This window comes from Microcystis wesenbergii FACHB-1317 (genome assembly GCF_014696875.1).
Classification (GTDB): domain Bacteria; phylum Cyanobacteriota; class Cyanobacteriia; order Cyanobacteriales; family Microcystaceae; genus Microcystis; species Microcystis wesenbergii_A.
This window is the reverse complement of the sequence record NZ_JACJQV010000150.1, coordinates 1-7,986: the sequence shown is the minus strand read 5'-3', so window position 1 is coordinate 7,986 and position 7,986 is coordinate 1. Positions and strand designations below refer to the sequence as shown.

General features: G+C 44.2%; 5 protein-coding genes and 1 pseudogene. 1 reads left to right on the top strand and 5 read right to left on the bottom strand.

What is annotated here, in order from left to right:
• The 4 genes from H6F92_RS12820 to H6F92_RS12805 all read right to left on the bottom strand — a co-directional run.
• The coding region (locus tag H6F92_RS12820) for a class I SAM-dependent DNA methyltransferase (protein ID WP_190358122.1) at nt 1–1,055 on the bottom strand (1,055 nt) is incomplete at its 3' end.
• Nucleotides 1,056–1,339: 284 nt separating this feature from the next.
• Entirely contained in the window at nt 1,340–2,155 is an 816-nt protein-coding gene (locus H6F92_RS12815; protein WP_190358121.1) for a mechanosensitive ion channel family protein, read from the bottom strand.
• A 198-nt stretch (nt 2,156–2,353) separates the two neighbouring features.
• Nucleotides 2,354–3,523, bottom strand: a complete 1,170-nt coding sequence (locus H6F92_RS12810) for an HhoA/HhoB/HtrA family serine endopeptidase (protein WP_190358120.1) — start codon at nt 3,521–3,523, stop codon at nt 2,354–2,356.
• Nucleotides 3,524–3,820: 297 nt separating this feature from the next.
• Nucleotides 3,821–4,489 (bottom strand): hypothetical protein, encoded by a 669-nt coding sequence (locus tag H6F92_RS12805; protein ID WP_190358119.1) that lies wholly within the window; start codon nt 4,487–4,489, stop codon nt 3,821–3,823.
• Nucleotides 4,490–4,698: 209 nt separating this feature from the next.
• On the opposite strand from H6F92_RS12805, the gene H6F92_RS12800 reads away from it, so the two are divergent.
• A complete protein-coding gene (locus tag H6F92_RS12800; protein ID WP_190358118.1) occupies nt 4,699–6,822 on the top strand; it encodes a serine/threonine-protein kinase in 2,124 nt (707 codons plus the stop codon).
• Nucleotides 6,823–6,844: 22 nt separating this feature from the next.
• Here H6F92_RS12800 and H6F92_RS12795 read toward each other — a convergent pair.
• Nucleotides 6,845–7,828 (bottom strand): annotated as a pseudogene (locus H6F92_RS12795) (Rieske 2Fe-2S domain-containing protein); the annotation flags it as partial.
• Between the last annotated feature and the right edge of the window lie 158 nt (nt 7,829–7,986).

Sequence of the window (7,986 nt, the reverse complement as noted above, 5' to 3'; positions counted from 1 at the left end):
TGTAATTCTAACTGAAGTGTATTTAACTCGCCAATCGTCCCAGCTTGCTCAATTTTCTCCTCCCAGTAACGGCTAATAGTTGGGCGAACAATTTTCATAATATCCGCTTCTGAAGTAAAGTGCATCCCGTAAGTATGACGTTCTTCAGCATTAGCTGTCCCCTCAAAAATATTACCAAAAATTGCCGGACGGATCTTACTCCAATCCTGACGCGCCGCCACATCCAGAAACTCTAATTCTTTATTAGTTAATTCAATTGGATAAATTGTGCTAAACAGTCCCCCATTAAAATAATCCACTCCCTGATACTTACCAACGGGGGTAATTCCGGGTTGGTTCATCTGTTGAAATAATCCCCCCAAGACATCATAGGAATTGCCCCCATTTAGACACTCTTGTACACAAGAAATAAATAAATCTCTCGGTAACAATCCTCGATCCTCCGCAAACATTGCCAAGACACACTGTAAAATAAATCGCTGCGCCGTCAATTCATCAAAACCGCTTTTATGACCGCGTTTTTTTAACAGTTGAAACAACTCACCCATCCGTCGCGCCGCCGTTTCTGTAATCTCGACTTGATTATTCTGAAAGATAGGGGTACGATTCCCTGCTTCCATAAAATTGAAGGCACTCACCCGATTTTTCAAGTCGTTGAGATTGACTCGATCTACCGGTTCATCTATTTGAAGATCAAAATCAAAAATCCAGAACTGATCAAAATTACATAATAAGACATAGCGAGGGCGATTAGGAACCAAGCGACTCCAGTATTCAAAAGCTTGGGGATAGTGTTTACTTAAATCTTCTCCTCGCTTTTTCATTTCAATTAAAACACGAGGTTTCCAAACTAAATCAGCAAATCCCGTTTTACCTTTCTTGCTACCTTTAGTAATCGCCTCCTCATAGGTTGCACCTGCTTCTAACGCACCTTTATGACCAAAAGCTCGAAAGAAACGGTCTAGGAAAATCTGAGCTTCTTTCCTTTCTTTGCCAGTAATGTGCTGTTGACAGAAATCAATAAATTCCTGTAAGCTTTCAAGGGTAGTAGTCATCTTTTGCTTCACTCGCTAATAGGAAATGCCCCCGATAATTTTCCAGAAATATAGTCTTTAAAGCCTTGTGGCAAGACTCCTACGAATGATAAGCACTGATTATCACACAAAGTCGAGGAGAGCCGAAAATATGCCTCAGAAAATAGGATTGTGACCTTCAAAAACCTTGCATTATCCTTCTTTTAGTACACAAACTGGTGGGAAAAAGGAGGACAACAAAGCCTGAAACGACCGACGGCCGAAGCCTGACTCCTAACCCCACCAACAGACTTTTTCAGCAAACCCTATTGATTGTGTAAAACCGTGTGGGTAGCAGGAATAGGATAGCCCGCTTCACCGAAGGATTCATAGATAACCTTATTAGTGTCAAAATAGACCTGCCAATAGTTATCGTTACTGCAATAGGGACGCACTGCCAAGAGAAGTCCGGAGGGATTAAATTCTAAAATTTCCACATCGGGGGCGGGATTAGTCAAAACATTGGGGATACGGCTAATTTTAGCCTTTAACAGGGCGATCGCTTCTGGGACATTTACCCCGTGACTTAATTGAGCAGTCAGATCCAGACGACGATAGGGATTAGCGGAAAAATTTTGAATATTCCCAGAAAAAATGCTGTTATTGCCGACTACAGTTCTAATATTGTCAGGAGTGTTGATAGTAGTGGCAAATAAACCCAATTCCTCCACCGTGCCAGTTATACCTGCCGCAGAGACAAAATCGCCCACCTTGAAGGGACGGAACATAACTAAAAAAGCCCCGGCGGCAAAATTGGCCAACAGCCCCCCCCAAGCGGCCCCGATCGCAATACCAGCAGCGGCTAAAAGTGCGGCAAAAGAGGTGGTTTCAACGCCAAAAAAGCCCAAAATCGCCACGATCAGGACAACTTGCAGGGCAATGAGGATGAAAGAAATGATATATCTAACGATGGTAGGATCGACGTTGCCCTTGGCTAAACTGGTTTTGAGCAGATTAATCGCTAGATTAATCAACCATTTACCAATAAACCAGAGTACGATCGCCCCGATTAATTTCGCCCCGAAGCTAATCGCTAAATCCCTGATAAAGTACACTTGATTGCTAACTTGAGCCGGATCCATAGTTATTATCCTCGCAAAGAAATAAAGCTAATTTACACACAGATTATAGGAGTGAGAGCAAAAACCGAGGACCCTCTCAAGAAAAAAAACAGATTTGGTGATGGGGGGATTTTTCTTCAGTGAACAGTGAACAGTGAACAGTGAACAGTGAACTGAAAACTTACATCTGATAACTGATAACTGATTACTGATTACTGATTACTGATTTGACATTTGGGCGGTGATTACGGTGAGATCGATCGCCCTTTCACCCCTTATGATTCTTAGGGGTAAAGATTCACCGATCCCGGTTTTTTCCACCATTTCCTGTAACTCAGTGCCATCGCTAACTGGTTGATTATTAGCTTTAACAATCACATCCCCGCGACGGATGCCGGCTTTTTCGGCGGGGGTATTGGGTAGGACTTTCACCACCAAAATTCCCGACACTTCCGGCACGATCATGGGAGAATTGGGGTTTTGATTATTAGCCTGGGCTAAATCGGGAGTTAGATTAACCATCTGCACACCGATATAGGGATGGGCCACCTTTTGACCTGATTCTAGGGTCGCTTGTAACTGTTTGGCCCGGTCGATGGGAATGGCAAAACCGATGCCCATGGCATCAGCACGAATGGCCGTATTGATGCCGATGACTTCCCCTTGGGCGTTGAGTAACGGACCGCCGGAATTACCCGGGTTAATAGCGGCATCAGTTTGGATAAAATCAATGCGTTTATCGGGAATACCCGCCTTAGCCGCCGAGCGCCCGATCGTGCTAATAATTCCTAAAGTTACCGTATTATCTAGACCGACGGGATTGCCTACTGCGATCGCCCAGTCCCCCACTTGTATGGATGCGGAATTGCCGAGGACGGCTACAGGTAAATTTTCCCCTTGGGAATTAATTTTCACCACGGCTAAATCAGTGATCTCATCAGTACCGCGTACTTCTCCTTTGAAGCTACGACCATCTTTTAAAGTTACCGTTACCTTATCGGCATTATCGACCACATGGGCGTTAGTTAAGATTAAACCACTGCCATCGATAATAAAACCCGATCCCTGGCCCGCCACTCGCTGCTGGGTGGGAACACGAAACTGTTCCCCAAAAAACTCCTGAAAAAAAGGATCATCAAAAAAGGGGCTATTGGGACGAGTAATGATCGCTTCGGTGTCAATTCGCACCACTGCCGCACCCGTGCGGGCCACTGCCTTAGCGACAAAACTTTCCGCCGTCATCTCCGGGGGGATTCTGGCCAGATCGGTGGCAGCAGTGGGCAGATTTTGAGCATTTACCGCCGCTAAACTGCTAAAACCGAGCATAACTCCCAGAAAAGTTGCCAAAGCATGGGTAATAGTTCGCCGTAACCCTGTAGGAAGTTTCATACTTTGATCTCTGAATTCTGATGTTTTAACTGTTTCTGTCCATCGGTTGACAGACCGACTATTAAAAATCTAACAAATCGACCATTCCAATTAAACTAAGACGCATCTTAACCGCCTATCCTTAGATTAGCTAACCCCCCCTTGCCGCCCCTTGCCCCCCGACCCCCCCGATGTCGGGGGGGCAGGGGGGGTGGGGGTTGGGGGGGTAGGGTTGATTCATGAATCAACCCTACCCAACCCTAGGGGTTGGGGGGGCCACACCCTGCCCCCACGAAAAACTTTTTCAGCAGACCCTAACTAATCTCTGATCACTAGGGGCGATTGCAGGGTAATATTTAAATCTCGATCAGGGTTAACAGAGTATAACTGCGCGGAACTACCACCGACAATTCCCGCCGTCGGTAAACCCCATCCTGCAAGGGTTCCCACGGCTGCCCCCGCTAAAACGTCGAGAACTTCGATCTTGCGATCGCCCGTAAGAGCAGCGATCGCTGTGGCTGCCCCCGCACCGGCGACGGTTCCCCCTAAGATATCTTGAGTTTTTGCCCCTTTACGCACGGTTTCAGTGGTAGTAATTAATCGGGAAGTGGCATTGAGGGGAATGGTGCGACTACCCCCATCGAGGCGAATTTCATCGGCAATAAACCGCACACCTCGGCCCGCCGCTTCTAAAGTACCCTTGACTTCACTTCCCGCTGCAATCACCAAACTCCCATTCCGGTTACGAATATCTCTGGCTACGGTTAAAGTCAGAGGAATAACATCACTTTTAGAAACTAAAATTTTATCGGCTTTCTCGTAATTCAAAGGGATAACTGTTCCGGCCAGAATCGAGATTTGTTGAGCGATAAGACGTTGCCGATTAATATTACTTTGAGCGAGGACGGGAAAAGTGCCGGACATGGAACCCATGAGCAGGGTAATCAGTAAAGCTGTGCTGGCTCTGGTAACAGGATTGATAGACATAGCGGTTATCCTCTGAAAAAAACAACAGTGAACTTTCTCTATTTCTAGATTATTTTTTTCTGTCTGTCATGTCAGTCCCCTCCACAGGGAATTTTTTCCCTCTCTATAGGGAAAAAAGTAGAATAGGGGAATTTCCCCATTTTGTCCAGCGACCGCAAAAGAGAGCCGAAAAGCCTAGAATGGTAAAAAACCTCGGATTGCCATCGTCTATGGAACTCGCTGCCGGAAACATCCTTAGTCATCGCTACCAAATTATCCGTCAATTGGGAAAAGGGGGATTCGGACAGACTTTCTTGGCCTGCGATCGCCAGTTACCCAATCAAAATCGTTGTGTGATCAAACAATTTCAACCCCAGTGCCGGAATGCCGAAACTGTAGCCATCGCTAGACGACTGTTTGAAACCGAGGCGAAAATACTGCAAGAATTGGGCATTCATCGCCATATTCCCCGTTTATTTGCTTATTTTGAGGAAAATGGGCAATTTTTCCTCGTGCAAGAATACATTGAGGGGGAAGATTTAGCCACAGAAATTACTGCCGGTGTCTATAGGCAAAATGAAGAGAAAGTGGTGGCTTTATTAACAGAAATTCTCTCAATTCTGGAATTTGTCCATCACAAACAGGTGATCCATCGCGATGTTAATCCCTTTAATCTTATTCGTCGCCGTCAAGATGATCAATTGGTTTTAATTGATTTTGGTGCTGTCAAACAAATTAGCACTCAAGTAGTTAAAGAAGGTAAAACCGTTTCTACAGTCGCTATCGGTACCCCCGGTTATTTCCCCAGTGAACAGGCCCAAGGTTATCCCCGTTTTAGTAGCGATATCTATGCCACTGGTATGATTGGATTACAAGCTTTAACCGGTAAAGCTCCCGAAGATATTCCATTGGATTCTCGCACGGGAGAAATTCTCTGGCAACATTTGGCTATGACTAGCCCCGAGTTTAGTGATGTTATCGATCGCATGATCCGCTATGATTTTCGTCAGCGTTATACCAGTGCCAGTGAAGCATTAATCGCTCTGAGAAAATTAGGTAAAATTCATCATCTCGATCCGAAAAATACCCAGGCGGTGAAATCTCAAAGTCAAGTTGCTCGTCAAGGGAAATCTTGGCTAACAAAAATCTTGTTTGTATCGGGGACAATTGGCTTAATAGCTGGTGCTTATCTGGGTTTTGACTATTGGCAAAATTCTCGTAATTCTCTTAGTTACTATCAACAAGGTCAGACTTTTTATCAACTTAAACGCTATACTGATGCCCTTAATTCCTATGGTCAAGCCTTAAAAATTAATCCCGATTATCTTGAGGCATTGCAAGGAAAAGCCGATGCTTTATTGGCTTTACAAAGATACTCGGAAGCTTTAAATACCTACGAAAAAGCTATTCAAATTAACCCAGATTCCGCTTGGCAAGCTTGGCTCGGTCGCGGAGAAGCTTTAGATAAATTAGATAAAAATCAGGAGGCTTTAGAAAGTTTTGAGCGAGTCCTATCTATTAATGCTGCCGCTAGTCAAGCTTGGCAAGGTAAGGCCGATATTTATCTAGAACTACAACAATATTCCGCCGCCCAAAAAGCTCTTGACAAATTGTTAACTTTTCAACAAAATGATGCCAAAATATGGTATAAAAAAGGCTGGTCATTACAAAATCTTGAGGATTATGAAGGGGCAGTTAAAGCCTACGATCAGGCTCTAGCGATCGAATCGGATAATGCCTTAATTTGGTATCAAAAAGGTAATAGTTTCTATCAATTAAATAAAATTAATGAGGCTTTAGAAAGTTATAGCAAAGCTGGACAATTTAATCCCCAATTTTCCCAAGCTCACTATAGTCAAGGGATTATTCTGCAAAAATTAGGCCGCAAGTCAGAAGCTTTGGAGGCATTTACTCAAGCAACTGAGGCCAATTCTAATTATTATCAAGCTTGGTTAAATCAAGGGGCATTACTTCATCAAATGGAAAGATTTCAAGAAGCGATCGCATCCTACGAAAAAGCGCGCCGCATTTCTTCCCAAAAAGCCGAAGTTTTTATCGGTATCGCTAACGCTTGGTATCGTTTAGGCGACAATTCTCAAGCTATAACTGCCTATCAACAGGCGATTCAAAGACAAAAAGATAACCCCGAAACCTGGAAAAGTTTAGGCAATAGTTGCTTTAAACTCGGTCAATACGAGCGAGCGATTCAAGCTTATCAAGAATCCCTTCGTTATCGTTCCAATGACCGAGAAGTGCAAACACAAAAACAACTGGCAGAAACTCGCTGGCAAGAACTTCAGCAATCTCCCCAAAACCAACCCCCCAAAGTGGATAGTGAGGAACAGGTTCCCTAACTTCCGCTCTTTTTCGGCAGCTTTATCGCTTTTTACCGGTATTTCTCGGCAATAGTTCCCGTCCTTGATAAAACTGTTTTATCAGTTCTCCCAAGCGCCAATAAGCTGCCACCATAATAACAGTTAATGCTGTCAGCACTGTCACGGCAATGAGGGCCGATTGACCGAAAATTAGGGCTAAAAGTGGTAAAGATAGACCAAGAATAATAGCGATCGCTAATGTTAACCCCCGGAGACGATTAATATTTTTTAAAGCCCCTTGACAAACAGCACAATTTTTGGTATGGGAGTGATAGCGTTCGAGGAGAATCTCTTTTGATTGTAGGGGGGGGAAAGGTTGACCGGCAAAAGGATCGGCTTGGTATTGATTAACCCAATTGCGATACTCGAACACGAATAAATCCGCTTTGGTGGGGAGATAACAAGCTTGACTAAAATTCTGACTATCCCCCTGAGCTTGCAGATAACGCTCTTGATAGTAGAGAAAAATCTGATCATCTTCAAGAATAGCATTTTGATTGATGTGGGAATACCAAGTGGGGGTAAGCTTAATGAAGAATTTCGGCAGTTTAGAGTTGAATTTAAAGGGAAAACGAGCAAAGAGACGACATTCTCCCTGACGGATGGGGGTTGCATAGACAGCTGTTAAAGTCCGCCCGAACTTTTCCGAGGTGAGATCGTGGTAAATTAATCCGGGGGCGATAAAATTGCTGTATTGCCGACCTAATTGACCTTTACGCGGTCCTTCGGGCCAAATTCCCTTAAATCCCTGACGATTGGACTCGATAATTTCTAACTCCATAGGAGCGGCATTGGCCCGATTACCGATGGTGAGATGATGGGTATAGGGAACATGACTAGAATCGATAATATTTTCGATTAAAGTGACGGCCGAGTAGGGTAGATCTCGGAAGGTATCCAAACAAATCCAAGCATCAGCATCCTCCTCCATAGGTTCAATAATTGGAATCGCAGTCCGGGGAGCATTTTCGGGATTACCGAAATTTTGGGTTAAAGCCCCGTCCTTTTAGGACGGCTTTTTAAACTATATCTTGTTAACTTAACTTTTATTGTGCTATACTGATTTTGTCTAAGTCCCCCCTGCGTAAAATGTTTGTCTTAGAGTTTAAAGTTAAAGCTAAAACTCAACAGTATCAAGCCATA

Excerpts from the sequence above, each read along its gene's own strand:
- H6F92_RS12815 (WP_190358121.1), bottom strand. The coding sequence starts at position 2,155 with ATGGATCCGGCTCAAGTTAGCAATCAAGTGTACTTTATCAGGGATTTA.
- H6F92_RS12810 (WP_190358120.1), bottom strand. The coding sequence starts at position 3,523 with ATGAAACTTCCTACAGGGTTACGGCGAACTATTACCCATGCTTTGGCA.
- H6F92_RS12805 (WP_190358119.1), bottom strand. The coding sequence starts at position 4,489 with ATGTCTATCAATCCTGTTACCAGAGCCAGCACAGCTTTACTGATTACC.
- H6F92_RS12800 (WP_190358118.1), top strand. The coding sequence starts at position 4,699 with ATGGAACTCGCTGCCGGAAACATCCTTAGTCATCGCTACCAAATTATC.